This is a genomic window from Streptosporangium sp. NPDC004379 (genome assembly GCF_042873875.1).
Taxonomy (GTDB): Bacteria; Actinomycetota; Actinomycetes; order Streptosporangiales; family Streptosporangiaceae; genus Streptosporangium.
This window is the reverse complement of record NZ_JBIAMC010000016.1, coordinates 80,745-104,258: the sequence shown is the minus strand read 5'-3', so window position 1 is coordinate 104,258 and position 23,514 is coordinate 80,745. Positions and strand designations below refer to the sequence as shown.

Annotated in this window: 22 protein-coding genes; 6 read left to right on the top strand and 16 right to left on the bottom strand. The window is 73.1% G+C overall.

All coding sequences use genetic code 11. The annotated features are described in order from the left end of the window. Positions 1–111: 111 nt before the first annotated feature. Entirely contained in the window at positions 112–594 is a 483-nt protein-coding gene (locus ACFYSC_RS29140; RefSeq protein ID WP_389968050.1) for a hypothetical protein, read from the bottom strand. Positions 595–937: 343 nt separating this feature from the next. Here ACFYSC_RS29140 and ACFYSC_RS29135 point away from each other — a divergent pair, with 343 nt between their 5' ends. Beyond that, a complete protein-coding gene (locus tag ACFYSC_RS29135; protein WP_389968048.1) occupies positions 938–1,807 on the top strand; it encodes an alpha/beta fold hydrolase in 870 nt (289 codons plus the stop codon). An 18-nt stretch (positions 1,808–1,825) separates the two neighbouring features. Here the strand turns inward: ACFYSC_RS29135 and ACFYSC_RS29130 are convergent, their stop codons facing one another. The 6 genes from ACFYSC_RS29130 to murQ form a co-directional block, all read right to left on the bottom strand. After that, positions 1,826–2,794 (bottom strand): alpha/beta fold hydrolase, encoded by a 969-nt coding sequence (locus ACFYSC_RS29130; RefSeq protein ID WP_389968046.1) that lies wholly within the window; start codon positions 2,792–2,794, stop codon positions 1,826–1,828. A 282-nt stretch (positions 2,795–3,076) separates the two neighbouring features. Next, positions 3,077–3,787 (bottom strand): VOC family protein, encoded by a 711-nt coding sequence (locus ACFYSC_RS29125; protein WP_389968044.1) that lies wholly within the window; start codon positions 3,785–3,787, stop codon positions 3,077–3,079. Positions 3,788–3,812: 25 nt separating this feature from the next. Then, entirely contained in the window at positions 3,813–4,145 is a 333-nt protein-coding gene (locus tag ACFYSC_RS29120; protein WP_389968042.1) for a type II toxin-antitoxin system VapC family toxin, read from the bottom strand. Between the two features lie 74 nt (positions 4,146–4,219). Beyond that, positions 4,220–4,441, bottom strand: coding sequence for a hypothetical protein (locus tag ACFYSC_RS29115; RefSeq protein WP_389968040.1), 222 nt, complete (start codon positions 4,439–4,441; stop codon positions 4,220–4,222). A gap of 249 nt (positions 4,442–4,690) precedes the next feature. Then, positions 4,691–5,758 carry a serine hydrolase domain-containing protein gene (locus ACFYSC_RS29110; protein WP_389968038.1) on the bottom strand — a complete coding sequence of 356 codons (1,068 nt, stop codon included), beginning with the start codon at positions 5,756–5,758 and terminating at the stop codon, positions 4,691–4,693. Continuing rightward, positions 5,751–6,839 (bottom strand): N-acetylmuramic acid 6-phosphate etherase, encoded by a 1,089-nt coding sequence (murQ, locus tag ACFYSC_RS29105; protein WP_389968036.1) that lies wholly within the window; start codon positions 6,837–6,839, stop codon positions 5,751–5,753. Before murQ ends, ACFYSC_RS29110 begins: the two co-directional genes overlap by 8 nt. 67 nt (positions 6,840–6,906) lie before the next feature. Between murQ and ACFYSC_RS29100 the strand changes: the two genes are divergently transcribed. Then, positions 6,907–8,109 carry an exo-beta-N-acetylmuramidase NamZ domain-containing protein gene (locus ACFYSC_RS29100; RefSeq protein ID WP_389968034.1) on the top strand — a complete coding sequence of 401 codons (1,203 nt, stop codon included), beginning with the start codon at positions 6,907–6,909 and terminating at the stop codon, positions 8,107–8,109. Between the two features lie 163 nt (positions 8,110–8,272). On the opposite strand, the gene ACFYSC_RS29095 is transcribed toward ACFYSC_RS29100, so the two are convergent. The 6 genes from ACFYSC_RS29095 to ACFYSC_RS29070 are packed head-to-tail and all read right to left on the bottom strand — an operon-like array spanning position 8,273 to position 15,133. Continuing rightward, positions 8,273–9,217, bottom strand: coding sequence for a GNAT family N-acetyltransferase (locus tag ACFYSC_RS29095; RefSeq protein WP_389968032.1), 945 nt, complete (start codon positions 9,215–9,217; stop codon positions 8,273–8,275). 11 nt (positions 9,218–9,228) lie between these two features. Then, the gene (locus tag ACFYSC_RS29090) at positions 9,229–10,233 is read right to left on the bottom strand and encodes an ABC transporter ATP-binding protein (protein WP_389968030.1); all 1,005 of its coding nucleotides are present in this window, start codon (positions 10,231–10,233) and stop codon (positions 9,229–9,231) included. Further along, a complete protein-coding gene (locus ACFYSC_RS29085; protein WP_389968028.1) occupies positions 10,230–11,369 on the bottom strand; it encodes an ABC transporter ATP-binding protein in 1,140 nt (379 codons plus the stop codon). The genes ACFYSC_RS29090 and ACFYSC_RS29085 overlap by 4 nt, the downstream gene beginning before the upstream one ends. A gap of 3 nt (positions 11,370–11,372) precedes the next feature. Further along, positions 11,373–12,305, bottom strand: a complete 933-nt coding sequence (locus ACFYSC_RS29080; protein ID WP_389968027.1) for an ABC transporter permease — start codon at positions 12,303–12,305, stop codon at positions 11,373–11,375. Beyond that, entirely contained in the window at positions 12,302–13,303 is a 1,002-nt protein-coding gene (locus ACFYSC_RS29075) for an ABC transporter permease (protein WP_389968025.1), read from the bottom strand. Before ACFYSC_RS29075 ends, ACFYSC_RS29080 begins: the two co-directional genes overlap by 4 nt. Before the next feature lie 12 nt (positions 13,304–13,315). After that, positions 13,316–15,133 carry an ABC transporter substrate-binding protein gene (locus ACFYSC_RS29070; protein ID WP_389968023.1) on the bottom strand — a complete coding sequence of 606 codons (1,818 nt, stop codon included), beginning with the start codon at positions 15,131–15,133 and terminating at the stop codon, positions 13,316–13,318. 376 nt (positions 15,134–15,509) lie between these two features. Between ACFYSC_RS29070 and ACFYSC_RS29065 the strand changes: the two genes are divergently transcribed. The 3 genes from ACFYSC_RS29065 to menC all read left to right on the top strand — a co-directional run bounded on the left by ACFYSC_RS29065 (position 15,510) and on the right by menC (position 17,996). Then, positions 15,510–15,884 carry an Lsr2 family protein gene (locus tag ACFYSC_RS29065; RefSeq protein ID WP_389968021.1) on the top strand — a complete coding sequence of 125 codons (375 nt, stop codon included), beginning with the start codon at positions 15,510–15,512 and terminating at the stop codon, positions 15,882–15,884. An 85-nt stretch (positions 15,885–15,969) separates the two neighbouring features. Next, positions 15,970–16,803 (top strand): GNAT family N-acetyltransferase, encoded by an 834-nt coding sequence (locus tag ACFYSC_RS29060; RefSeq protein WP_389968019.1) that lies wholly within the window; start codon positions 15,970–15,972, stop codon positions 16,801–16,803. Positions 16,804–16,895: 92 nt separating this feature from the next. After that, positions 16,896–17,996: an o-succinylbenzoate synthase gene (gene menC / locus ACFYSC_RS29055; RefSeq protein ID WP_389968017.1), complete on the top strand. Its 1,101-nt coding sequence runs from the start codon at positions 16,896–16,898 to the stop codon at positions 17,994–17,996. 61 nt (positions 17,997–18,057) lie between these two features. Here the strand turns inward: menC and ACFYSC_RS29050 are convergent, their stop codons facing one another. After that, positions 18,058–18,900 (bottom strand): hypothetical protein, encoded by an 843-nt coding sequence (locus tag ACFYSC_RS29050; protein ID WP_389968015.1) that lies wholly within the window; start codon positions 18,898–18,900, stop codon positions 18,058–18,060. A gap of 309 nt (positions 18,901–19,209) precedes the next feature. After that, complete coding sequence (locus ACFYSC_RS29045; protein ID WP_389968013.1) at positions 19,210–19,755, bottom strand: bacterioferritin; 546 nt, start codon at positions 19,753–19,755, stop codon at positions 19,210–19,212. A 288-nt stretch (positions 19,756–20,043) separates the two neighbouring features. Between ACFYSC_RS29045 and ACFYSC_RS29040 the strand changes: the two genes are divergently transcribed. Then, on the top strand, positions 20,044–21,105 hold the full coding sequence (locus tag ACFYSC_RS29040; RefSeq protein WP_389968011.1) for a YihY/virulence factor BrkB family protein: 1,062 nt from the start codon (positions 20,044–20,046) through the stop codon (positions 21,103–21,105). A gap of 96 nt (positions 21,106–21,201) precedes the next feature. On the opposite strand, the gene ACFYSC_RS29035 is transcribed toward ACFYSC_RS29040, so the two are convergent. Next, entirely contained in the window at positions 21,202–23,511 is a 2,310-nt protein-coding gene (locus ACFYSC_RS29035; RefSeq protein ID WP_389968009.1) for a xanthine dehydrogenase family protein molybdopterin-binding subunit, read from the bottom strand. Between the last annotated feature and the right edge of the window lie 3 nt (positions 23,512–23,514).

The following is a 23,514-nucleotide window of genomic DNA, read 5'->3' as shown; positions in this document are numbered from 1 at the left end:
AGCGCGCGACCGCGGTCGCGCGCTCCCTCCGGCCCGGTGCCCCGGCCGGCCGTCAGCCGGTCATCCGGGCTGATCGCCCGAGCTGATCACCCGGGCCGGTCGCCCCGCCGGTCAGTAGACGACCGGCACGTCCACGGAGACGGACGTCGGACCGGGCAGGGGCGTGCCGCCTCCGCCGCCGGGCCCCGTGGGGCCGGGGGTGATCGTCACCGTGGCGCGGACCGTGGACCCGGAGGCCACGGTCGCGGTGACGCCCTCGACGGTGAAGACGTTGTTCCAGATGCTCAGCGCCCGGCGCCCGGAGCCGAGAAGGGGACCGCCGACGATCGCGCCGGAGACCTCCGCGCCGACGTCACGGGGGTTGACCGGCGGCTCGGAGATGCCGAGGGCGCCGACGATCCCGTACACACGTACCTGGTCGCCGGTGACGTCCGCGCACGCCTTGACGTTCAGGCCCTGGATCGGTCCCGAGACGCTGCACGTGGTCGTCGTCGTGAGGGTCGCGGCCGACGCGGGGGCGGTCGTGGCGAGCCCCCCGGCCACGACCGTCCCCGCCGCCAGGAACGCGAGACCACGCTTGGCGATCTGGTTCATCGATTTCCTCCCATGGAACGGTGCCCGGCCCCGTGCCGAGCGCCCGCAAGGAAAAGATGTCATATGTGAAATTGCACATAAAGATCTTCAAGCCGAAGAGCAGGAAAACAGCCTGGAACGATCCCGCGACGCCGCGATGACACGGCATCGCGCAACAGAACGGCGACCCCGGCCGCGTGAATCGTGAGTTCCCCTTCCTGTCGGGCGGCACCGGTTCACACCGAGCAGGTCCGCGGGGCGGGTGGATTCGGAAGGGCGCCGTGGCCGGGTCGGCGGTTTGGAGTTCGTATGGGCAGGAAGGGGCATTTTCGTCCGGCCGGATCGCGATGGAGGGAGACGCGGGATGTTCGAGGGGTTCGCCGAGGAGCGGATCGGCACCGGTGAGGCGGAGCTGTTCGTCCGGCACGGCGGCTCCGGGCCGCCGCTGCTGCTCCTGCACGGCCATCCCCGCACCCACGCGACCTGGCATCGGGTCGCGCCGCTGCTCACGGACGGCTTCACCGTGGTCTGCCCCGACCTGCGCGGCTACGGCCGCTCGTCGAAGCCGCCGACCACCCCAGACCACGAGCCGTACTCCAAGCGGGCGATGGCCCGCGACTGCGCGGCGCTGATGCGCGCGCTGGGCCACGAGCGATTCGCCGTCGCCGGCCACGACCGGGGCGCCTACGTGGCGCAGCGGGTGGCGATGGACCACCCGGACGCCGTGACCCGCCTCGTCGTGATGGACGCGGTGCCGATCGGCGAGGCGCTCGACCGGGCCGACGCCCGGTTCGCCGCCGCGTGGTGGCACTGGTTCTTCCTGGGGCAGACCGCCAAGCCCGCCGAGCGGGTGATCAACGCCGACCCCGACGCCTGGTACCGGGCGACGCCCGAGCAGATGGGCGCCGAGGCGTACGAGGACTACCGGCGGGCGATCCACGACCCGGCCGTCGTCCACGCGATGTGCGAGGACTACCGCGCGGGACTCGGCGTCGACCGGGCCGCCGACGACGCCGACCGCCGGGCGGGCCGCAGGATCACCTGCCCGGTCCTGTTCCTGTGGGCCGAGCGGGACGACATGGAGGACCTCTACGGCGACCCGCTGGCGATCTGGCGCGACTGGGCCGACGACGTCCGCGGCGCATCGATCGACTCCGGCCACCACATGGCCGAGGACGCCCCGGCGGAGCTGGCCGCCGAGCTCCGCCGCTTCCTCGGCGCGCCACCGGCCTGAGGCTCGCAGGGTCCCCCGTCAATCCTGGAGCACCTCGCGCAGCCGGGCGGCGAACGCCTCGGGGACCGCGCCGAAGCCCCCGTGGTCGCCGGGGAACACCTCGGGCCGCCCGCCCAGCCGCTCGGCCAGGGCGAGGGCCGCCCGGTGCGGCGGCTCGCCCTCCGACGCCTCGCCCACGGCCGTCACCACCCGCGTCCCGGACGCGTGGAGCGCGTCGAGGTCGGGGGTGTATCCGGAGAACGACGGAACCTCGTAGCCGATGAAGAACTCCATGTTCCGCCCCATCCGCGCCATCATCTCCAGCGTCTCCGCGTCGGGCTCGCCCTGCGGCGCGTCGGCTCCCCCGGGGATGCGCTCCCGCTCACCGCCGCCGTCGGCGTCGGCGGCGGCGGCGGCGTTCCGTGTCGTCCCCGCGTCCGCCGCGTCTGCGGTCTCCCCCGGCGCCGCGGTGCCCGCCGCATCTTCCATGGCCCCGGCGTTGGCCGCGTATCCGGCCTCGAAGACCCGGCCCGCCGCCTCGGCCCCCTCGGCGCGGAAGGCGTCAGCCACGTCGCGGGCGAGGGCACGCCAGCGGTCGCGCTCCGGCAGCAGCTCGAAGACGGGCGGTTCATGGGCGACCAGCGTGTGAACCCGCCCGGGGTGGCGGGCGGCCAGCTCCAGCCCGATCATCGCGCCGGAGCTGTTGCCGAAGACGCGGGCCGGCTCGTCCCCGGTGACGCCCATGGCCGTCAGCAGGCGGTACGCGTCGTCGCCGTGGACGGCGATGCTCTGCGGCTCCGGCGGCCCGTCGAGAGGGCTGCGCGAGTTGCCGCGCCGGTCGTAGGTCACCACCGTGTACCGGTCGGCGAGCCGGTCCGCCAGGGCGGCGTACCCGGCGGCGTCGTAGACGCCGCCGCAGATCAGCAGCAGGACGGGGCCGGAGCCGCGGACCTCGTAGTGGAGGTTCGCACCCGGGACCGGCAGACTGTCCGTCTTCACGTTCTTCACGTCGTCACTCCAAGGATCATGCGTCGCCGTCCCGCTCGGTCCGGCCGGTACATCCGTGAGTCGTAGCCGAGGCCGCCGCCTTGACACGCCCGGCGGAGGAATCCGGAGAGACTTCCAGGTCTCCGCGCGGGACCACGGGGTGAGCCGCGCCGCGCCGCCGTACGGTCCCTGGGCGGCTCGCGCCGTACTCACCCGCGGAGCTTTCCGGACAGGTCGCGCGTGACGCGGCTTCGGCCCGGCCCGTGCCGGGGCGGCCGTGCCGTACGGCGCCCCGGCGGCGGGTCAGTCGCGGCCCTGCCAGGTCGTCACGCACGCCTCGTTGCCCTCGGCGTCGGCCAGGACCCAGAAGGCGGGCGCCTCGGAGGCGTACGCCAGCACTCCCCCGGCGGCCAGCGCGGCCCGGATGCGGTGCGGCGCCTCGTCATGGGGGACGGAGACGTCGAGGTGGATCCGGTTGCGCTGGGGCCGCGGGGCGTCCATCTGCTGGAACCAGATCGCCGGGCCCTGGCCTACCGGGTCGACGAGCGCGTCCTCGGGGCCGCTCGCGCCGGCCTCGTCGACGTAGCCCATGACGGCCTTCCAGAACGGGCGGATCGCGGCGATGTCGAGCGCGTCGACGGCGATCTCGACGAGCTGCACGGACCGCGATCCCCGCCCGGCGACCTCAGGATCGGTGCGTAGGCCCAGTTCGCTCACGGCGACCGAGATCCTGCGGGCCAGGTCGATCTCCAGCGGCGTCACCCGGGCGGCGGCAAGCGACTGCAGGGTGAGGACCACCCGGTCGGCGCGGATGTCCATCCGCAGGCTTCCGTCGGCGTCGGCACCGGCTATGGCGGCGGCGCGGACGGCGACCTCCACCGCCCGGGCCGTCGACGGCACGGGCACGGACGCGCGCACGGCTCCGAGGACGTAGCGCCAGCCGATGTCGCCGACGGCATCGGATATCTCCTGTCGGGTCGGCGTCGTGCCGGTGCCCGCGACTCCCTGTGTCATCCCGTCATGGTCGCAGGCTTCCGGCCTATGGCAACAGCGCGAAAGAGATCGGCGATCTAGGACGTACCACAGCGAAGTGGCGTCGGTCGAGAGTGGCGATGGCATCCGCACCGAGTCGCTCGGCGATCGCGAAGACGGAGGCGTCCACCGCGCCGAGTGGGAAGTCTGCGTACTTTTCCACCAACTCGACCATTCGGTCGACATCTGCGCGGGTCAACGGGATGAGGCTGATCTGTCCGGCGCTGATGGATCGCAGGAAAGCGGCCTCCGCACGCGTCCCCTGCTCCCGCTCCAGCAGGTAACAGACTTCCGTGAGAACGGGATACGGCACGATCAGAGGCCGGGGGGTATGCCGCATCAGCTCGACGCATCAAGCATGATATTGATCATCGGTATCGGCGGCGGCGATGAGCGCGCCGGTGTCCCAAATGATCATTCAGGCTTACGCCCCATCTCCTGGCGCAGGATCTCGCTCGATCGGGCGGCGAGATCTCCCTCGCCACTGGAAAGAGCACCGACGAAATCGGGGAGCGGCCATTCGTCACCGCCGTCCTCGGTCGGAGTGCTCTCACGAACGATGGCCGGGATCGGCGCCATCTGCGACTCGGGAAGCCGGTCGATGAGCTGGTGTAACTCTTCTCGCAAGGTACTCATAGAGCCCAGGATACGGACCACGGGGCGGATACGGGCAGGACTCACGAGACCCACCAGGTCGGCGTCGTACCGGTACTCGCGATTCCCTATCGGCGGCCTGCTCCTGCTCGCCGGTCACGAGACCACCGCCGGCACACTGGCGCGGATGGTGGGACGGGCCGGGCGATCGCCCGGTTCTGCGGGGACGATCGCCCGGCCCGTCGGAGGCCGTCGCGCGAGGTCCCACCGCCGGGTGACGGCGGGTCGGCTTCAGGCCGTCGCCGACAGGCGCAGCGCCTCGGCGGCGACGGCGTGGCGCAGGTCGCGGATGCCGGCGCGGCCCCGGAGCGGGTGGACGTTGTTGGTCAGCAGGACCGCCGTCAACGCCCTGTCCGGATCCACCACCACCGACGTGCCGGTGAAGCCGGAGTGGCCGTAGGCGTCGGCGAGCGGGCCGACGATGGCCGGGTCGCCGATGCGCACCCCGAGCCCGTGGCGGAAGGCCGCGCCGCGCACCCCCTGGTCGCGGGTCATCTCGGCGACCGACTCGGACCGCAGGATCGGGGCGCCGCCGGTGCGCAGGGTTTCGGCGAACCGCAGCACGTCGTCGGCGGTGGCGAAGATCCCGGCGTGCCCGGCGACGCCGCCGAGGTCGTAGGCGGTCTCGTCGTGGACCTCGCCGCGCACGCATCCGCCGCCGGGGCGGCCGGGTGTGTCCTCGGTGGCGGCGATCCGGTCGCGCAGTGACGCCGCGGGCCGGTAGCCGGTGTCGGCCAGGCCGAGCGGCCCGGTGACCCGGGCGCGGAGCAGCTCGTCCAGGGGCGCTCCCCCGGCGATCTCCGCGATCCGGCCCGCCGTGATCATGCCGACGTCGGAGTAGACGTAGCCGTGACCGAGGGGGTGCGGCGGCGGGGTGGTCAGGACGTGGTCGAGGTGCGCGGCGCGGAAGGCGGCTCCCATGCCGATGGCCTCGTGGCCGGGTGCCCGGCTGGGCGGGAAGCCCGCGGTGTGGGTGAGCAGGTGCCGCATGGTGAGCCCGGCGCGTGCGCCGGGCAGCCGGGCGGCGACCGGCTCGTCCAGGCCGAGCAGGCCGTCCTCGGCGAGAGACAGGATGACGGCCGTGACGAAGAGCTTGGTGACGGACGCCAGGTCGAAGATCGAGTCGCGGCGGGCGGGCGGGCGGTCGTCGACGAGTTTCCCGGAGGCGTCGGCGTAGCGGACCAGTTCCCCGGCCGCCGCGGCGGCCACCACGTCGCCGCCGACGGCGATCACGGCGACCGCCGCCGAGCAGGCGTCCGGTACGGCCGCCGTCAGGATGCCGTCGAGCCGGTCAGGCACGCCGCACGTCCTCGGTGGCCCGCTCCCCCGCCGGCACGCCGGCCGGCCGCGCTCCGTCGGCCCGGTCGCCGCGGTCGCCGTCGGCCCGGCTGCCGTCCACCCGCGCCCCGTCGGCCCGCGCCCCGTCCACCCGGGCACCGTCCACCCGGGCACCGCCGCCCCGGGGATCCCCGGCGGCCGGGCGCGCCTCTCGGGCGTCCTCCAGCCGGTCACCGTGTACGGCGAGCAGGTCCCGGGCCGCGTCGGCGCCGATCCCGTGCTCGATCACCAGCACCGCGATCTTGACGTTCCACTCCGCCTCCTCCAGCGCGGCGCGGGCGGCGGCGTGGTCGGCGCCGGTGAGATCGGAGACCATGCGGGTGGCCCGGCCCTCCAGCTTGGAGTTCATCGCCGACACCTCGATCATGGTGTTCCCGTAGGTGCGGCCCAGCTTGACCATGGTGATGGTGGACACCATGTTCAGGACCAGCTTCTGCGCGGTCCCGGCCTTGAGGCGGGTCGAGCCGGTCACCACCTCCGGGCCGACGACGACCTCGATCGGGTGCGCGGCGGCCGCGGACAGGGGCGTGCCGGCGTTGCACGACATGCCGACGGTCAGCGCGCCGCGGCGTTCCGCCTCTCCGAGCGCGCCGATCACGAATGGCGCCCGGCCGCTGGCGGAGACCCCCATCACCGAGTCGAGCGGGCCCACCTCCAGGCCGGCGACGGCGGCGATGCCGGCGGCCTCGTCGTCCTCGGCGCCCTCGACCGAGCGGGTCAGCGCGGGCTCGCCCCCGGCGATGACGCCCTGCACCAGCTCGGGATCGGTGCCGAAGGTCGGCGGGCACTCGGAGGCGTCCAGCACGGCCAGCCGGCCGGAGGTCCCCGCACCCACGTAGATCAGACGTCCGCCCTGCCGCATCCGGTCGGCGACGGCGTCGATGGCGGCCGAGATCGCCGGTACGGCGGTGGCCACGGCGGCGGGCACCGTGGCGTCGGCCGCGTTCATCAGCCTGGCCACCTGCTCGGTCGAGAGCCTGTCGATCTGGCCGTAGCGCGGATCGCTCTGCTCGGTTGACAGGTCGGCGAGTGGATCAATCATGACGCCCCATGTCGCTAATTTTCACCGAAGTCTTCTATTCTGCAAATTATCTTCTATGAATGGAGCGATGTCACTCGTGCGGACCGGAATCGAACGAGTTGTTCACGACCCCGCCCTCCTCGGCGGCGGACGGATCGGCCTCGTCACCAACCCCACCGGAGTGCTGCCCGACCTCACCCCGGGCGTGACCGCCCTGCTGTCGGCGGGCGTTCCGGTGACCGCGCTGCTCAGCCCGGAGCACGGGGTGCGCGGAGCCGCCCAGGACGGTTACGGCGAGGAGGCGGGCACCGACCCGGCCACCGGCCTGCCGGTCCTCGACACCTACGGCGCCGCGGGCGAGGCCCTGGACGAGCTGGTGGCGGCCTCGGGGGCCGACACCCTCGTCTTCGACATCGCCGACATCGGGACGCGGTTCTACACCTACGTCTGGACGATGTACGACCTCATGGCCTCCGCCGCCCGGCTCGGGGTGCGCTTCGCCGTACTGGACCGGCCCAACCCGCTCGGCGGGACCGTCGCGGAGGGGCCGCTCCTCGACCCCGCCTTCGCCAGCTTCGTGGGCCGCGCGGCGATCCCGCTGCGGCACGGGCTGACCGCGGGCGAGCTGGCGCGGCACGTCAACCGTTCCATCGGCGCCGACCTGCTGGTCGTCGAGGCCGAGGGGTGGCGGCGCGACATGCCGTACGCGGCCACCGGCCTGCCCTGGGTGATGCCCTCGGCGAACATGCCGACCCCGGACACCGCGCTGGTCTACCCCGGCACCGGCCTGTTCGAGGGCACGAACCTGTCGGAGGGCCGCGGCACGACCCGCCCCTTCGAGCTCGTCGGCGCCCCCTACCTCGACGAGCGGTTCGCCGCCGGGCTGAACGCCCTGGACCTGCCGGGGGTGCGGTTCCGCGACGCGTGGTTCACCCCGGCCTTCCGCAAGCACGCGGGGCGGGCCGTACGGGGCGTGCAGCTCCACGTGCACGACGCCGAGGCGTTCCGGCCGGTGCTGACGGGGGTCTCGATGTTGCACCTGGCGCGCTCGCTGCACCCGGAGGAGTTCGGCTGGCGCCGCGGGGACGCCGTGCCCGAGGAGGAGGCCGGGCAGGGCGGGGACGGCGCCGCACCGGAGCGGAGGACCGCCCGGCCGTACTTCGCCGACCTGCTGTGGGGGTCGGACACGCTGCGCCGGACCCTGGACGCCGGGCAGGACCCACGCGGGCTGTGCCCGGCCCCGGCCCACCCGGAGGCCTGGACGGGCGGCGAGCCGCTCCTGTACGGCTGAGCCCCCCGCACCGGCCGGGTCCCGCGACGCGGCGGAGCACCCGGCCGGGTGCGCGGCGCACCGGTCCCGGGCCGGGCTCGCGGCGTACGCCGCGGCCCCGGCCCGGGAGGCGGGCCGCCGGCTCAGCCGGCTCATCGGCACCCGGGACGCCGGCATCCGGCCGTCACCGCAGGGCGCGCCGGTAGAGCCAGAAGACCCGTTCGGCGCGCGCCCCCGCCGCCCGGGAGTAGAACCTGAGCGGTCCCACCCAGCCGATCTCCGCGTTCTCCTGGCCCGCGGCCCGCTGGTCGGCCAGGCAGCGGCGCAGCAGGACCCGGCCGACGCCCAGCCCGCGCGCGGCCGGGGCGGTGCCCATCGGGCCGAACCAGGCGGGCCTGGCGCCCCAGGCGGCGAAGCCGAGGATCTCCGAGCCGCGGGCGGCGTAGTGGCAGCCGCCCGCATGCTCGGCCTCCCACGCCCAGTTGTCGTTCCAGTGCTCCCGGATGAAGGCGAGCACCGTGTCGAGCCCCGCGCGGTCGCCGGGGCCGGCGGCGTGGACGGTGACGCCCGCCTCCGCCAGCCGTGCGACGTCGGCGTCGGTCGACAGGTCGGTGTCGGCGCCGAGGGAGGCGGTCATGTTCCAGGCGACGTCGTGGCGCTCGTAGCCGAGGCTCTCGGCCAGCGCCGCCGCCGCGGTGTAGCGGACGTCGATCCCGGGCCAGGCGTAGCAGGGCGGGTTCCCCGCGAAGCGCGCCTCGGCGGCACCCTCGGCCCGCAGCCAGTCCTCGGCGGCGGCGACCAGCGCGCGGCCCCGCCCCGCGTCCCGCGCCTCCGGGCGTACGGCGAGCAGGTCGATGTGCCCGACGGAGGGGTCGCGCTGGGACACGGACGCGAAGACGACACCGCCGAGGTCGGCGGTGACCAGCGCGGTCCACCTGCGCCCCGCCGGAGGCGACGACAGGCTCGCCACCAGCTCCGGGGCCTCGGGGGCGTCCAGGGTGAGGGCGGCGGCGGCGATCTCGCGCAGCGCCGCCGCGTCCGCCGGGCCGGCCGTACGGACCACGATGCCTGAGGCCCCGGCGGCCGGAGCGTTCCCTGCGTCCGGGGCGGAGGCGGCGTGCTGTCCCATGGGGTTCGTCCTCATCCGATCGGGGTGGCGATGACGTCGCGTCGCTCGGGGTGGAAGCAGGCGTACTCCTGGGGGAAGCCCTCTCCCCGGCCGAGCAGCGGCAGCTCGTTCTCGCAGCGGTCGGTGCGGAACGGGCAGCGCCGCGCGAACAGGCAGCCCGCGTCGTGGTGGCTCTCGTTCAGCGCCTCGGTCGGCACCACGGGCTGCTCGCCCGGCTTCTCCAGCCCGTGCAGCACCGGGATGGCCGACAGCAGCGACTGCGTGTAGGGGTGCACCGGGTCGGCGATGATCGTCTCCACGTGGCCCCGCTCGACGACCTGGCCGCGGTAGATGACGTACAGCTCGCCGTCGTCGCCGATGTAGCGGGCGGTCGCCACGTCGTGCGTGATGAACAGCACGCTGACGCCGAGCCGCTCGCGCAGGTCCTTCAGCAGCGCCAGGATGCCCAGCCGGAGCGACACGTCGATCATGGAGACGGCCTCGTCGGCGACGAGCATCTCCGGGTCGACGGTGAGCGCGCGGGCGATGACCACGCGCTGGCGCATGCCGCCCGACAGCTGGTGGGGGTAGCGCGGCAGCACGTAGCCCGGGTCCAGCCCGACGAGGGCGAGCAGTTCCTCGGCCCGTTCGTCGGTCCACGCGCGGGAGCGGCCGGTCTGCTTGGCCCGCAGGGACAGCGGCGCGTCCAGCGTCTGGTGGATCGTGCGGGTCGGGTTGAGCGCCGAGTACGGGTCCTGGTGGATCATCTGGATCCGCCGGAAGTACGGCTGGCGCTGCCGGTGCCGCAGCGACGACATGGCGGTGCCGTCGATGACGATCTCACCGGCGTCGTAGCCCTCCAGCCCGGCGATGATCCGTCCCAGCGTCGTCTTGCCGCAGCCGGACTCGCCGATGAAGGACGCCGCGCCTCCCTTGGGGATCGCGAAGTCGACGCCGCGCAGGGCCTTCACCTCGCGGCCGGCGAGCACGCCGCCCCGCTGCTTGAAGGTCCTGGTGATGCCCGTTCCGGTGATCATGCCTGCTCCCCCGATGCTCCCGGCGTCCCGGCGGTCTCCCGCGCTCCCACGGTCTGCCGCGCCGCGGCCTCTCCCGTCTCCCCGGCCCGGTCCGCGGCGCGGTCCTCCGCCTGGACCTCGACCCGGTCCGCGGCGCGGTCCTCGGCCTCGACCGCGTGGCAGGCCACGATGGACGTCCCCCGGACGACGACCGGCGGCTCCACCGTCTCGCAGACGTCCATGCGCAGCGGGCAGCGGTCCCGGAACACGCATCCCTGCTTCGGGATGGTGCCCAGCGTCGGGGGGCGGCCCGGCAGGGCGCTGGCCTCGCCGATGTCGCCCACCAGGCGCGGGATGGCCCGCAACAGGCCCTGGGTGTAGGGGTGGCGTGCCGCCCTCAGCACGTCCATGGTGGGGCCCTGCTCGACGATCTGCCCGCCGTACATGACGGCCAGCCGGTCGGCGACCTCGGCGACGACGCCGAGGTCGTGGGTGATGATCATCGTGGTGAGGCCGCGTTCGGCGTGGACCTCGCGGACGATCCGCAGGATGTTCGCCTGTGTGATCATGTCGAGGGCGGTGGTGGGCTCGTCCAGCACCACCAGGTGGGCGTTGAGCACCAGCGCCAGCATGATGCCGACCCGCTGGCGCATGCCGCCGGACAGCTCGTGCTGGTGGGAGTCGAGGACCCGCGCGCCGTCCAGGCCCATCCGGCCCAGCAGTTCCCTGGCGTCGGCCACGAGGCCGCGCAGGTCCTCGACGCCGTGCGAGCGGCCCAGGTCCAGCAGCTGCTTGCCGACGGTCTTGAGCGGGTTGAGGGAGTTCTGGGCGGCCTGGAAGACGTAGCCGATGTGCCGGCCGCGCGCCTTGCGCAGGTCCTCGCCACGCAGCGTCACGACGTCGCCGAGACCGTCGATCTCCACGCTGCCCTCGCTGATCCTCCCCGGAGGCTGGACGGCGTTGAGCAGCGACAGCGCCAGTGTGGACTTGCCGGAACCCGACTCGCCGACCACGCCGGTGATGGTGCCGGGCGGCAGCTCCAGGTCGATCCCGCGGATGGCGGGCAGTTCCCCGGACGGTGTCCGGTAGACGACGGTCAGGCCGCTGACGCGCACCCCCGGCGTCGCCCTGCCGGTGTTCTTGTCGGTGGTGGGCACCCGTCACTCCTCACGCAGGCGGGGGTTGAAGATCTCGTCCATCGCGTCGACGACGAGCACGATGCCCAGGGTGAGCAGCAGGATCGCCAGCAGCGGCGCCATGAGGTACGGCAGCGCGGCCGGCGACGACATCGCGCCTCCGCCGAACACGGCGAGGTTGAGCATCACGCCCCAGTTGTTGGCCTCGAACGGCAGGACGCCCAGGAAGAACAGGCCCACCTGCGCGTAGACCGCGCCGGTGACGGCGATGAGCATGTTCATCGCGATGAAGGGGGCCATGCTGGGCAGCAGCTCCTTGCCGACGATGTGCGTCGTGGACAGCCCCAGACCGCGGGCGGCCTCGATGAAGCCGCGCTCACGCAGCGACAGCGTCTGCGCGCGCACGGCCCGCGCCACGCCGCCCCAGCCCAGCAGGCCGAGCACCAGGCCCATCTCCAGGGCGCTGTTGAACTTCCAGATCGTCGACAGCACCAGCAGCAGCGGCAGGCCGGGGATGGTGAGCTTCATGTCGGTGATCCGCATGAGCACGGTGTCCCAGCGTCCGCGCCGGAACCCGGCGAACAGCCCGATGCCGGTGCCGAGGACCACCGTGATGACGGCGGTGACCAGGGCGGTCAGCAGGACGTACCGGGAGCCGGTGACCAGCAGCGACAGGACGTCGGTGCCCTCGAAGTCAGTGCCGAAGGGGTGTGCCCAGCTCGGCGGCGCGTACAGGGCGCTGGTGTCGCGGGGCAGGTGCTCGGGGTAGAACATCGGCCCGAAGATTCCCATGAACGCGAACCCGGCCACGATGACCGCGCCGAGCATGCGGCTGGGCTTGCGCTTGAGCACGCGCCAGACGCCGCGCCAGAAGTTGCGCCGCAGGGCGGCTCTGCCGCCGCCCACCGGGCCGCCGGCGGTGGCGCCGCCGGCCGCGGTGATGGTCTGCGCCGTCATGCGGCCCCCTCTCCACTGCGCACCCGCGGGTCGATCACGGTGTAGAACAGGTCGGCCGCGATGTTCGCGATGATGATCGCCCCGGTGATCAGCAGGAACGCGCCGCCCATCAGGGCGTAGTCGCGCTCGGTGATGCTGTTGATGAGCATCAGCCCCAGGCCGGGGTAGTTGAAGATCCGCTCGATGAAGATCGCGCCGCCGAACAGCAGCCCCAGCGACAACGCCAGGATGGTGAACAGCGGCAGGATCGCGTTGCGGGCCACGTAGCGGAAGATGAAGCCGCGTTTGAGGCCGCGCAACTCGGCGGCGAGGATGAAGTCGTCGCCGAGGACGGTGACCACGCTCGACTTCATCGCCAGGATCCAGCCGCCGTAGCTGGCCAGCGCGTAGGTCAGCACCGGCAGCGTGGCGTGCGAGATGAGCGAGCCGATGTACCCGGCGTTGAAGCCCGGCTCGAACATGATGTCGGCCGTGCCGCCCGCGGGCAGGATCGGGATGAGCGTGGTGAACACGGCGCCCAGCAGCAGCGCGAGCACGTACTGGGGGACGCCGTGCAGCAGCGACCCGGAGATCGCAAGGATGTCGCCGAGCTTGCCCGAGCGCCTGATGGCGGCGTAGACCCCCATGATGACGCCGATCAGGAAGCTCAGCAGCGTGCCCACCAGCACGGGCAGGATGGTCCACTTGGCGGCGGAGAACAGCACGGTCGACACGCCCACGCCCGGCACGGTCAGCGACTGGCCGAGGTCTAGGCGGAGCAGGCCGCTCATGTAGTCGACGTACTGCTGCCACATGCCGCCGGTCGGGGCGAAGCCGTAGAGGACCTCGACGGACTGCTGCGCCGCCTCGGGCGACATGCCCTGCTCGACGAGCTTCTCGTACTTGGCGGCCATCGGGTCACCGGGGATGCTCCTGATGACGAAGAAGCTGACCGTGGTGACTATCAGAACCATGACGAGCCCGCGGGCCAGGTGGCCCGCGAGCTTTCTTGCGATCATCGTCATACGCTGCTACTTCTTCTTGACCATGCCGAGCTGGATCCACACGCCCGACGTCTGGCGGAGCAGGTCGCTGTCGTTCTGCGGGAATCCGGTGAAGCGGTTGGTGTTGATGAACTGGGTGTTCACGTAGTCCCAGAGCTGGATGACCGGGAGGTCCTGGTTGGCCGCCTTGGCGAGCTGGCCGACGATGGCCTTCTGCTCGTCCTCGGGGGCGGAGTTGAGCTTGGCGGTGAGCTCACCGGGGTTGATCTTCTGGCCGTCGACCTCGATGGTCTCCGGGCCGCCCATCCAGTTGCCGTTCTTGCCGGGCGCGGAGTGCTTGACCTTGCCGCCCAGGTTGGCCCAGCCGTTGGAGGCGCCGTAGAGGCGCTGGTAGATGTTGTACGGCGCGGGGCCGAGCGCGGTCAGCCAGAACCCGACGTCGTACTTGCCCGCCGCGATCTCCTCAAGGTAGATCGGGTAGTCGGCGACGGTCAGCACCTCGGCGTCGATCCCGGCCGCGTTGAGCTGGCTGGTGATCGCCTTGGCGCCGGAGACCCAGTCGGAGAACGGCGCCGGGACGTTGATGGAGAACTTCCACGGCGTGCCGTCGGGCAGCGTCCACTTGCCGCCCTCCTTCTTGAGGCCGGCCTCCTTGAACTCCTGCTCGGCCTTGGCCACATCCAGCTTGTACGGCTCCAGCTTGCCCAGCTCGTCGCCGAGCCACTCGGCGGCGGGCTGCTGGTGGATGCCGGTGGTGGTGACCGACGCGACGCCGCCCTCGGGCGAGGCGATCTTGGTGATCTCGGCGCGGTCGATCAGGTAGGCCAGGCCGCGGCGGACGTGCACGTTGTCGTAGGGCTTCTTGGACTGGTTGAACGCCAGGCCCAGCGCCACCGGGGAGAAGCCCTTGACGACGGCGTTGCCCGGGGTGGCCGCGATGCGCTTCATCACGTCGGCGGGCACCGCGGTGAACGGCGCGTTGTCGAGCTTGCCGGCGATGAGGTAGTTCCAGATCTGCTCGTTGCCGGTGTAGTTGAGCAGCTTGACCTGGTCGGGACCGACGTTGGCGGCGTTGTAGAAGTTCTTGTTCTTGACCAGCAGCGCCTCGCCGGGGTTCATCCGCTCCAGCGTGTACGGGCCGGCGGAGACGTCCTTGGGCGGGGCGAAGGCGATGACCTTCTCGGCCAGCGCGGTGATCTCCTCGCGGGCCTTGTCGGCGTCGGCGCCCTCGCCGCGGGCGGCCTTCAGCTTGTCCCAGAAGTCGGCGGGCAGCACGCTCTCCCAGACGTGCTTGGGCACGACCGCGCTGTCCATGACGCCGCGCACGAACGTGACGCTGGGGTTCTTCATGTCCTGGGAGATCTTGACGGTCTTGTCGTCGACCACCTCGACCTCGGAGGCGGCGCCGGCCGCGCCCGGGGTGATCGCGAAGGCCGTGCTGCCCTGGGTGTAGGCGAGGGCGATGGAGAACTTGACGTCCTCGGCGGTGACGGGCTTGCCGTCGGACCACTTGTTGTTCGGCTGCAGGTGCAGCGTGATCGAGGAGTTGTCCGGCGCGATGTCCCAGCTCGCCGCGATGCCCGGGTAGAACTGGTTCGGGTCGGTCAGGTGGTTCTTCGCCCAGCCGAGCTTCATGACGTTGTAGCCGGAGAACGCGTTGCCCTTGGGGCTCCACGGGTTGATCGGGCCGTTGACGTCGAGGCCCGGCTTGGTGCCGTCGATCGTGGTGTAGAGACCACCGCCGCCACCCGTGCCGCCCGCGGCGGACTTGTTGTCGGTGTTGCCGCTGCACGCCGTGACGGCGGCGAGGCCGAGCAGTGCCGCTACGGCCGCTAGTCGCTTCATGAACCACTCCGTTGGGGCTTACGTGGCCGGGTTAGCCGGGGTTGACCGGACCCTATGTTCGGCCTGCGAGGGACGTCAATAATCTCCAGACGTTGTGAGAATCCTGTAACTTTCCTTCATCGTCCTCCGGGGGGCATGGAGAGCCGTCCTTCGGTACGGCACGCCCGCTCCGGTCGCACGACGTGCCCGCCCGTACGGTTCCGCCCCTCATCGCGCAGCGGTCCCACCCGGTCGTACGGGATGCCCAGGGAGGCTACCCGGCAATAGGTCATGCAGTGGCAAAAACCCCATCAAGGACGTGAACGGCGCCCCAGGACGCGGCATGATGCCCGCTCGTGACCGAGACGGAACGCAGTTCACCGGAAAGGGGCCGGCCGTGGCGCAGAAGGTGATCCTGGTCGACGACCTCGACCACTCCGAGGGCGCGGATGTGACGAGGCGGGAGTTCTCCCTGCTGAACCGGACCTTCGCCATCGACCTGTCCGACGACAACCAGCGGCGGCTGTGCGAGGCCCTCGGCCTGATCGAGAAGGTCCTGGAGAGCTCCCGGGAGGTCAGGCAGGCGTCGCGGTCGCGGCGGCCCGCCGACGCCCCCGTCCGCCTGCGCGGGCACACCACCACCGACGTCCGCGAGTGGGCCCGTGAGCAGGGGCTGGAGGTGCCGGTCAGGGGCCGCGTCCCGGAGGAGGTGCTCGAACGGTTCCTCACCGCCCACCCCGGCGCCGCACCGGACCGGGCGGAGGCGGAGTAGGCGGAGACGGAGCGGACGGCCGAGGCGGCGGAGACGGCGGAGGAGAGACCCGCGCCGCAGACCCGCGCTACCCTCCTTCGAGGGGGTGAGCGCGCTGGCCACGGAGGTCTCCGGCACGGGCGGGGAAGGCGGCCTCGACGTGCGCGAACTGCGCGACGCCGGGGAGTTCGAGGACGTCGTGCGGCTGTTCGACGCGATCTGGCGTCCCGACCCGGGCAACCGGCCGATCACGGCAGAGCTGATGCGGGCGCTGTCGCACGCGGGCAACTACGTCGCCGGCGCCTACGAGGGCGGGCGCCTGGCGGGGGCGTCGGTGGCGTTCCTGGCCGCTCCGATCGGCCGGGCGCTGCACTCCCACGTCACCGGCGCCCTTCCCGGCCGCGGCGCCGGGCTCGCCCTGAAGCTGCACCAGCGCGCCTGGGCGCTGGAGCGGGGCCTGGACCGCGTCACCTGGACCTACGACCCGCTGGTCCGCCGCAACGCCCACTTCAACCTCGTCAAGCTCGGCGCCCGCGCCGAGGAGTACCTGCCGTCGTTCTACGGGGCCATGGACGACGCGATCAACGCCGGGGACGAGTCGGACCGGCTGCTCGCCGTGTGGCACCTGCCGGAGCCGCGGGTGGTGGCGGCCGCGCGGGGCGAGCCGTACGTCCCGGAGGTGCCCGCGGACGCGGTGACCGGCCTGGCCTCCCTGGGCGGTCTGCCGTCGCCGGGCCCGGCGGAGAGCTGGGGTGGGGCCCGGACGGTGCTGGTGGCCGTGCCCGGGGACATCGAGGCGCTGCGCCGGACCGACCCGGAGGCGGCGCGGGCGTGGCGGCGCGCCGTACGGGAGGTGCTGGGCGGGCTGCTGGCGGAGGGCGCCCGGGTCACCGGCTTCGACCGCCGGGCCGGCTACGTCGTGGAACGGCCCGGCCCATGAGGGCGGGTCACGTCGTGGAACGGCCCCGGCCGCGAACGGCGTGAGCGCACGAGTGACATGAGTGAAGGGAGAGGCGGCGCGGGCCGCACACCATGAAGATCACCGGAATCGAGCTGCGGCGGATCGCGATGCCGCTGGTGGCGCCGTTCCGCACCTCGTTCGGCACCGAGACCGAGCGCGACGTGCTGATCGTGCGGGTCGTCACCCCCGACGCCGAGGGCTGGGGCGAGTGCGTGGCCATGTCGGAGCCGCTGTACTCCTCCGAGTACGTGGACGGCGCCGCCGACGCGCTGCGCCGCTTCCTGATCCCCGCCCTGCCCGCGCACGCCGACGCCGAGTCCGTGAACAGGGCGATGGAGCCGTTCAAGGGCCACCGCATGGCCAAGGCCGCCCTGGAGACCGCCGTGCTGGACGCGTCGCTCCGCGCCTCGGGACGCTCCCTCGGCGCGTTCCTCGGCGCCTCCCGCGACCGGGTGCCCTGTGGCGTGTCGGTCGGCATCATGGACTCGGTCCCCGAGCTGCTCGACGCCGTGGAGGGCTACCTGGACGAGGGGTACGTCCGGGTCAAGCTGAAGATCCAGCCGGGCTGGGACGTGGAGCCGGTGCGGGCCGTACGCGAGCGGTTCGGCCCGGACCTGCTCCTTCAGGTCGACGCCAACGCCGCCTACACCCTCGGCGACGCCCCCCGGCTGGCCGCGCTCGACGCCTTCGGCCTGCTGCTCGTCGAGCAGCCGCTGGCCGACGACGACATGGTGCAGCACGCCCGGCTCGCCCGGCGGATCGCCACCCCGATCTGCCTGGACGAGTCGATCGAGTCGGCCCGGCACGCCGCCGCCGCCATCTCCCTGGGCGCGTGCTCGATCATCAACGTCAAGCCCGGCCGGGTGGGCGGCTACCTCGAGGCGCGCCGCATCCACGACCTGGCCCGCGCCCACGGAGTGACGCTGTGGTGCGGCGGGATGCTGGAGACCGGCGTCGGCCGCGCCGCCAACCTCGCCCTGGCCGCGCTGCCCGGCTTCACCCTGCCGGGCGACACCTCCGCCTCGCGCCGTTACTTCGCGACCGACGTCACCGCCCCGTTCGAGCTGCGCGACGGCCACCTCGACGTCCCCACCGGCCCGGGCATCGGCGTCGACCCGCTCCCCGGCGTCCTGGACGAGGTCACCGTCTCCACGGAGTGGATCCCGCTCTGACCCGGGCCGCGCGCCGCGGCACGGGGCTCGGCAGAGGCCCCTTCCGGAGCTCCGTGGAGCCTCAGTGCTTCGGTGTTCCGACGCCCATGTCCGGGACGAACTGGGTCATGCACCCCATGGGGTCGTCCGCCGTGCCGCAGAGGACCGGCCAGCTGAGGAACGGCCCGTACTTGAGCTGCCGGTTGACCCTGGAGATGGGGCCGAACGCGCTGTCCGGGCCGTACTTGCTGCGCGTGCCGAACCTGTCGGTGAAGGGGACCTCCGCGCGGGTGTCGGCCCGGACCTCGCCCGCCCGGTCCGGCGCGGCCGCGTTCTCCGCCTGCCCGGAGGAGGGGGCCGCCTGCGTCTGCCCCTGCCTCGACGGAGCCTGCCCGCCTCGCTCCGGCCGCTCCGCGCGCCTCGACGCCGTCGGCCGTCCCAGCCGGCTGCGGTTCGTGGCCTCCCGCCCGGCGAACCGTCCCCGCCCCTTGCCCGCCGCCTCCTCGGAGGAGGACGCGTCCTCGCCCTGCGCCGGCGCGGCGGCCTGCCGCCCCGGTACGGCGTGCCGCCGCGCCGCGTCCCGCCGCTCGGCCGAGGCCCCGCCCCGCCGCTCGGAGAGGGTCTCACCCTGCCGTCCGGGGACCGCCCTGTCCTGCCGGAACCCGGCGTCGTCCCGTCGTGCGCCGGAGTCCCGCCGTACACCGGAGTCCCGCCGTACACCGGAGCCGCGGGCGCCGGGGTCGCGGGCGCTCGACCGCCGGACGCCGGGGCCGTGGACGCCGGGCGCCCGGACGCCGGTGACCGGATCCCCGGCAGTGGAGCCGGAGGCGAACCCGAAGGCGGACCCGGAGGTGTCCGCCTGGCAGACGCCCCCCGGCACGGCGAGGAGGGCGGTGCCCAGGGCGGCGAGCGAAAGCTTCGCCATTGTGCCCACCGAAGAACTCATAATTAGCCCTTTCCGGACATTTCATCCTATTAATGCGCCACACATCTTCTAAACCGCCGGTCACCAGATACCCGGTCACTTTCTGCGATAACGAGAAATAGTTAATCGTGGCATTTGATTTATGGATGGAGCCGGAAATTTACCGGTGGAATCAACGGCGATACCGCGCTGTGGCCGTCGCCCTCCGACGCCCAAGGCCGCGCAACGCGCCGGAAGCGGCCCGCCCAAGGCCGCACGGCACCACGGAGACGGCCCGTCCTTCGGCCTCCCCCTCGAAGGCGGCGTGCTTCAGCCCTTCAGCGCGGCGGGAAGCCGCTCCAGCAGGCCCTTCAGGTCGTTGGCGTGCTCCTCCTCCTGGGCGAGGAGGTCCTCGAAGACGCGGCGGGTCGTCACGTCTCGGTCGCCGAGCCACTGGACGATCTCGGTGTAGGAGGCGATGGCGACCCGCTCGGCCACCAGGTCCTCCTTGATCATCTCGACGAGGTCGAGGCTGTCGTCGTACTCGGCGTGCGAGCGCAGGGTCAGCGTCTCGGGGTTGAAGTCCGGTTCGCCGCCGAGCTGCGTGATGCGCTCGGCGAGGCGGTCGGCGTGCTCCTGCTCCTCCGCCGCGTGCTCCAGGAACTCCGCGGCCACCGGCTCCGCGTGGATCCCGGTGGCGGTGTAGTAGTGCCGCTTGTACCGGAGTACGCAGACCAGCTCCGTGGCCAGCGCCTCGTTGCACACCTGGATCACCCGCGGAAGGTCGGCGCCGTAGGCCGACGTGATCGGCCCCTTGTCGATCTCCTGGCGGGCCCGGGCGCGGATCTCCTTGATGTCGGTGAGAAATTCAGCCATGGGCTTCCTCTAACCGGTATCGCACCTTTCATTCGGATTTTTACTATTATCCGGGCGGCTCCTGACCCGGAACGGCGACCCCGCCCCGGCACCCGCGGCCCGGCATCCGAGCCGTGTTCCGGACACCGAAGCGACGGCCCGGACGTCCCGGGCGCCGGCCTCCGGCCCTCCCCGCGGGTTCCCCCGGCGGTGTCAGGACCGTTACCGGCGGGCCGGTTCGCCGTACGGCTCCCCGGGTAGTCGAACCCGACCATGGGAACAGCGACGGAAGTGCCGCAGACACGGAGCATGAGCGGTGAGGAACTGTCGGCCGACCACGCCTGGGTCACCCTGCGCAGGTACGGCCGCTGGCACCTCGTGCGCGACTCCTTCGCCAGGTTCAGGTACGGCGAGGGCATGACGAACTCACGGGCGCTGGCCTTCCAGGTCTGCCTGTCGATCATCCCCGGCGCCATCGCGCTGGTGGGCCTGAGCTCGGTGGTCAACCAGGAGCACCTCGGCCAGGTGCTGGAGCTCACCCTGAGCCGGATCGCACCCGGGGCCGGGGCGGACGCGGTCCGGGACGTGCTCGCCGACAGCCACCGGAAGGCCGGCCAGGCCGGGGGCACCCTGGCGCTGTGGCTCGGACTGGGCACCGCGCTGGTCTCGCTGACCAGCGCCATGGCCCAGGTGGAACGGGGCGCCAACCGCATCTACGGCGTGGAGCGCGACCGCCCGTTCTTCCGCAAGTACGGCAGGGCCCTGGTGATGGCGCTGACCGCGGGCGCCTTCATGACCGCGGGCTTCGTGGTGATGGTGGGCGGCGGCGCGATCGGCCGGGCGCTCGCCCAGGTCTACGGCTGGAGCGAGGCCGGGCTGGAGGCGTTCACGCTGGTGCGCTGGCCGGTGGGGTTCCTGCTGGCGGTCATGTCGGCCTCGGTGCTGTTCCGCGCCGCGCCGCGGCGCAGGCAGCCGGGCCACACCTGGCTCGCGTTCGGCGCGCTGGTCTCGATCGTCCTGTGGACCGCCCTGACGCTGCTGCTGGCGTTCTACGTCGAGGGCAGCGGCACCTTCGGCTCCACCTACGGCCCGCTCACCGCCGTCATGGCGCTGATGCTGTGGTCGTTCCTCAGCTCGATGGCGCTCTTCCTCGGGCTGGCCTTCGCCGCGCAGATGGAGGCGTGCCGGGCCGGGAACGCCCGGCCGACCGGGCCGGACCCCGGGCCCACGGCCGAGGAGGAGCGCGAGCCGCTGGTGGGCGCCGCCGGGACCGCCGTGGCGGACACCGTACGGCGGGTCACCGGGCTGCTGCGGGAGACCGTGGAGAGCGGGGCCCCGAAGAAGTCCGGGCGGCGCGCGTCCCGGGGATGAGACCCCGGACGCCCTCGGGCCGCACATGCCCCGGAGACGCCGGAGAACGGGACCCGGACCGCCCCGGACCGCGCCTCCCGGGGATGGGTCCACGGCTCAGCCGGGTCCCGCCGCGTCGTCCCCGCGCAGGAGCGACCACACCGTCTGAGGGGTGAGCGGGGTGGTGGCGACCCCGGCGGCGATCCCGGGCACGGCCGCCGCCACCGCGTTGCCGATCGCCGCGGGCGGGCCGATCGTGCCGGCCTCCCCCGCGCCCTTCATCCCGCCCGGCGTGATCGGCGAGGGCGTCTGGGTCAGGACGACCTCGATGTCCGGCACCTCCCGCGTCGTCGGCGGGAAGTAGTCGGCGGCCGGCTGCCCGTCGGCGGAGTACACGACCTCCTCGGTCAGCGCCATGCCGATCCCCTGGGCGATCGCGCCGCGCAGCTGGCCCTCGACGATCGCCGGGTTGACCAGCGTCCCGGAGTCGCCGACCGCCCAGTACCCCTCGACCTCGATCTCGCCGGTCTCCACGTCGACGGCCACCGCCGCCGCGTGCGCCCCGTAGGCGTAGGTGTAGTCGGCCGGGTCGTGGGTGACGCGCTCCTCCAGCCCCGGCGGCACGCCCTCGGGCAGGTCCCAGCCGCGCCACGCCGACAGGGCGATCTCCCGCAGGGTCAGGCGCGAGGCCGGGTCGCCCTTCACCCGGACGGCCCCGTCGGCGATCTCCAGGTCCTCGCCGGAGACCTCCAGCCGGTGGGCGGCGATGGCGACGATCCGGTCGCGCAGCAGCCGGGCGGCGCGGTTCAGGGCGCCGCCGCCGACCACCAGGGAGCGGCTGGCGATGGAGCCGATCGAGGAGTACGGCGTGGCCGCGGTGTCGCCGAGGACCACCTGGACCCGGTCCAGCGGCACGCCCACGCCGTCCGCGGCGAGCTGGGCCAGCGTCGTCTCGATGCCCTGCCCCATCCCCGCCACCCCGGCGTGCACGACGAGGGAGGCGTCGGGCTCCATCCGCACGATCGCGGTCTCGAACCCGCCCGCGGCCTGACCCGCCGCCTTGAGCCCCATGGACGGCCCCATGCCGGTGGCCTCCACGTGGCAGGAGAACCCGACGCCGCGCCTGCGCCCGTCGCGCGGCGACCCGACGCGCGCCAGCTCCCGCACCCGGCGCAGGGCGGCGGGGTAGTCGCCGCTGTCGTAGGTCTGCCAGGTGCGGGTGGCGGCGGGCAGCTCGCCGGGGCCGATCATGTTGCGCAGCCGCAGCTCGACGGGGTCCTCGCCCAGCAGCCGGGCCGCCTCGTCCACCAGCCGCTCCCTGGTCCAGGTCGCCTCGGGCTGGCCGAAGCCCCGGTAGGAGCCGGTCGGCGTGGTGGTGGTGACGGCGGCCCGCACCCTCGCGCCGGCCCGCTCGAACCGGTAGGGGCCGGGCAGCATGATGGCGGTCACGGCGAGCGGGCTGATCCCGACGTTCGACGGGTGGGCTCCCAGGTCGCCGAGGATGTCGCAGTGCAGGGCGACGAACCGGCCGTCCGCGGTGAACGCGAGGCGTCCCCGGTGGACGGCGTCGCGGGCCGGCAGGGTGGCGGACAGGTGCTCGGCACGCGTCTCCGACCACCGCACCGGGCGGCCGATCCGCAGGGCGGCCAGGCAGACGAGCGCCTCGTCGGGGTAGAGGTGCTCCTTGCCGCCGAACCCTCCCCCGACGTCGCAGCCGATCACCCGCACCGCGTTGAGGGGCAGTCCCAGGGCCTCTGCCGCGTGGTCGCGCACGTGGTGCGGGGCCTGCGTCGCGGCCCAGACCGTGAGCGTGCCGTCGGAGAAGCCGGCCACGATCCCACGCGGCTCGACCGGGCTCGGCGCGGCCCGGCCCAGGCGGAACGTCATCTCCACGACGTGGTCGGCGGCGGCGATCGCCTCCTCGCAGTCGGGGTCGCCGACCTCGAAATCGGTCACCACGTTGGTGCCCCAGCCGGGGTACAGCAGCGGGGCGCCGTCACGGGCGGCGTTCTCCACGCCGACCACGGCGGGCAGTTCCTCGAAGGTGAGGCGGATCAGGTCGGCGGCGTCCCTGGCCGCCTCCGGGGTCCGCGCCACGACGGCGGCGAGCGGCTGCCCGGCGTAGCGGATCTCCTCGTCCAGTACCGGGTAGGAGGACTCGCGCTGCCCCGGAGCGACCGTCACGCACGGCAGTCGCGCGCCCGCCGCGTCGGCGGGGACGATGACGTCGAGCACCCCCGCGGCGGAGCGGGCGGCTCCGGTGTCGCACCTGGTGAGCCGCCCGTGCGCGACGGGGCTGCGCACGATCACCGCGTGGGCGGCGTCCGGCGGACCGACGCCGCCGACGTACCTTCCGCGCCCGGTGAGCAGCCGCCCGTCCTCGCGGCGGGGGGCCCGCGCTCCGACGTAGGGATGACGATCGGTCATGGA

What these genes read in the sequence shown, in the direction of transcription:
- ACFYSC_RS29115 (WP_389968040.1), bottom strand. Translation starts at nt 4,441, where the DNA reads ATGAGTACCTTGCGAGAAGAGTTACACCAGCTCATCGACCGGCTTCCC.
- ACFYSC_RS29135 (WP_389968048.1), top strand. Translation starts at nt 938, where the DNA reads ATGTTCGAGGGGTTCGCCGAGGAGCGGATCGGCACCGGTGAGGCGGAG.
- ACFYSC_RS29140 (WP_389968050.1), bottom strand. Translation starts at nt 594, where the DNA reads ATGAACCAGATCGCCAAGCGTGGTCTCGCGTTCCTGGCGGCGGGGACG.
- ACFYSC_RS29050 (WP_389968015.1), bottom strand. Translation starts at nt 18,900, where the DNA reads ATGGCGAAGCTTTCGCTCGCCGCCCTGGGCACCGCCCTCCTCGCCGTG.
- murQ (WP_389968036.1), bottom strand. Translation starts at nt 6,839, where the DNA reads ATGATTGATCCACTCGCCGACCTGTCAACCGAGCAGAGCGATCCGCGC.
- ACFYSC_RS29075 (WP_389968025.1), bottom strand. Translation starts at nt 13,303, where the DNA reads ATGATCGCAAGAAAGCTCGCGGGCCACCTGGCCCGCGGGCTCGTCATG.
- ACFYSC_RS29125 (WP_389968044.1), bottom strand. Translation starts at nt 3,787, where the DNA reads ATGACACAGGGAGTCGCGGGCACCGGCACGACGCCGACCCGACAGGAG.
- ACFYSC_RS29045 (WP_389968013.1), bottom strand. Translation starts at nt 19,755, where the DNA reads ATGGCTGAATTTCTCACCGACATCAAGGAGATCCGCGCCCGGGCCCGC.
- ACFYSC_RS29120 (WP_389968042.1), bottom strand. Translation starts at nt 4,145, where the DNA reads ATGCGGCATACCCCCCGGCCTCTGATCGTGCCGTATCCCGTTCTCACG.
- ACFYSC_RS29080 (WP_389968027.1), bottom strand. Translation starts at nt 12,305, where the DNA reads ATGACGGCGCAGACCATCACCGCGGCCGGCGGCGCCACCGCCGGCGGC.
- ACFYSC_RS29090 (WP_389968030.1), bottom strand. Translation starts at nt 10,233, where the DNA reads ATGATCACCGGAACGGGCATCACCAGGACCTTCAAGCAGCGGGGCGGC.
- ACFYSC_RS29035 (WP_389968009.1), bottom strand. Translation starts at nt 23,511, where the DNA reads ATGACCGATCGTCATCCCTACGTCGGAGCGCGGGCCCCCCGCCGCGAG.
- ACFYSC_RS29095 (WP_389968032.1), bottom strand. Translation starts at nt 9,217, where the DNA reads ATGGGACAGCACGCCGCCTCCGCCCCGGACGCAGGGAACGCTCCGGCC.
- ACFYSC_RS29070 (WP_389968023.1), bottom strand. Translation starts at nt 15,133, where the DNA reads ATGAAGCGACTAGCGGCCGTAGCGGCACTGCTCGGCCTCGCCGCCGTC.
- menC (WP_389968017.1), top strand. Translation starts at nt 16,896, where the DNA reads ATGAAGATCACCGGAATCGAGCTGCGGCGGATCGCGATGCCGCTGGTG.
- ACFYSC_RS29040 (WP_389968011.1), top strand. Translation starts at nt 20,044, where the DNA reads ATGAGCGGTGAGGAACTGTCGGCCGACCACGCCTGGGTCACCCTGCGC.
- ACFYSC_RS29100 (WP_389968034.1), top strand. Translation starts at nt 6,907, where the DNA reads ATGTCACTCGTGCGGACCGGAATCGAACGAGTTGTTCACGACCCCGCC.